This is a genomic window from Endozoicomonas atrinae, assembly GCF_001647025.1.
Classification (GTDB): domain Bacteria; phylum Pseudomonadota; class Gammaproteobacteria; order Pseudomonadales; family Endozoicomonadaceae; genus Endozoicomonas; species Endozoicomonas atrinae.
The window spans coordinates 1-1,725 of record NZ_LUKQ02000521.1 but is presented as its reverse complement, the minus strand read 5'-3'; the positions used below and the strand labels follow the sequence as shown (position 1 = coordinate 1,725).

2 protein-coding genes and 1 pseudogene are annotated in these 1,725 nt (G+C 42.3%); 2 read left to right on the top strand and 1 reads right to left on the bottom strand.

The genetic code is table 11. The features are described from left to right. Positions 1 to 190 (top strand): annotated as a pseudogene (locus AK963_RS36215) (IS630 family transposase); the annotation flags it as partial. Positions 191 to 240: 50 nt separating this feature from the next. Continuing rightward, positions 241 to 657: a hypothetical protein gene (locus AK963_RS28655; RefSeq protein ID WP_083232944.1), complete on the top strand. Its 417-nt coding sequence runs from the start codon at positions 241 to 243 to the stop codon at positions 655 to 657. 80 nt (positions 658 to 737) lie between these two features. Here the strand turns inward: AK963_RS28655 and AK963_RS28650 are convergent, their stop codons facing one another. Beyond that, entirely contained in the window at positions 738 to 965 is a 228-nt protein-coding gene (locus AK963_RS28650) for a hypothetical protein (RefSeq protein WP_066018685.1), read from the bottom strand. Positions 966 to 1,725 lie beyond the last annotated feature (760 nt).

The following is a 1,725-nucleotide window of genomic DNA, read 5'->3' as shown; positions in this document are numbered from 1 at the left end:
ACCATTCGCACCGGAGTTAAACAGCTCAGAAAGGCTATGGGAGTGGATGCGGGAGCATGACTTATCAAACAAAGCATTTTCAGGTTATGAAAATATTGTAGATTGTTGCTGTGAAGCTTGGAATAACCTTTGCAGCGAAGCTGGTCGACTGTTCAGTCTGTGCTCCCGTGATTGGGCAGTTATACAGTAGTTAGAAAATTCAATTGGTATAACAAAGAAACCGGTGAAATCGGCATCAAAATGAACACCTGCTCTGAGGTCATCAAGCATATCCAGGCACTCTGGCAATACGGTCTGAGATCCTTCAAGCTCAAATACAACAGCAACTACCTTGATCCTATCTGGACAATCCTGCTGGAAGATATCGTCTTCAAATACCCTGAGTCCGCCTACAAGGACAACCTCCATTACAAACGGTACTACAAAAAAGCCACGTCCTTCTCAGGCAAGAACTACCAGCTCTATATAGGTAATCTTCTGTCGGCCTGTGCCAGAAAAGGGCTGAAGTTCAAAAGGGTGCTCAGGGAGCTTCAGGGGAGCGTAATCTGGGATGATATTGCCCAACACTATGAGAAAAAGAGCACGACCGAAAACCAGCTGATCGACCGATTACGGGAGTCGTACCAAGAAAGAATACTGATGGGGTACAGCATCTGAACAGTCCCGAAAATTGCTCCTGCATTTTCAGGATACAGTACATCCCTGTACATAACAGAAAGGGGATAACCCCCAATCTGTTATTTCTTGGTAGAACGGGTGGGTTGCTCCGGTGAGGACTGATTTTTCAGTGAGTCGTGAAGGATTTCCAGAATGGCCACCAGTTCTTCAACTTCGGAGTTATAGCTTTCGCGGATCACCTTGGTGGTGTATTGGCTCAGTTCTGCGATTTCATGACGCTTGGTTTCAAGTTGGTTTTTGGTCAGATGTATCAGTGTGCAGAGCATTGAGTTAGTCAGTGTTTTCATGATGTTTACCTCGTTTGCTGAATGTAATTTGTCCAGGAACGACAGGTAAGGACGTGTCCAAAAAATGTTTTGTCCGCAGAGGCAACAGATTTATTGGACTAAGTCTGGTGTTGTTCAAAATTACCGGTATTCAGCTGGAGGTAGGCATTCAGAATAAACCTGACGTATAGACTCAACCCCCTGTATATAGTCCAGACTGAGGTTGAACCAGTACATGGAAATGCCTCTCAGAGCCTTTATTGCCAAGTGATTAGCTATAAGTATAAGGCGATGGATGAATAGTAAAGGTTATCTTTAATTATAATGCTTTACCTGATACTTTAGTGCGGTTTAGATAGGCAACGGTGTACACCATCGAAAAGTATTTCATCACAAAACTTGTTGTTGAGCTATTTCAGTAAAGAACTTAACTGTATGTTTTTAGAGAAATAATTTTAGCCTCTGGATCTTTATCGCGAATCTTGATTCTCGATTAATACCCATTCTCACTTTGCCAGAACATGACTAGTACGGCTTAATTAATGATCGTATTAAAAATTTATAATTTTCAATCAGTTGAAAGTTGTAAAGTGAAATCGTGCGTTGAAATGTCCAAAGTGAAAAGCGGAATTCGCACTAATAAGCGTTAGCTTCTCGAGTTACCCACGAATACTGGACACTTCATTAAGTTAGATTATCTTCTAACGGTGAGGTGAGTCATGAGTAAACACAGACATCCTGCTTATACCGAAGAATTCCGCAAAGAAGCTGTCCGCATGGC

What these genes read in the sequence shown, in the direction of transcription:
- AK963_RS28655 (WP_083232944.1), top strand. Translation starts at nt 241, where the DNA reads ATGAACACCTGCTCTGAGGTCATCAAGCATATCCAGGCACTCTGGCAA.
- AK963_RS28650 (WP_066018685.1), bottom strand. Translation starts at nt 965, where the DNA reads ATGAAAACACTGACTAACTCAATGCTCTGCACACTGATACATCTGACC.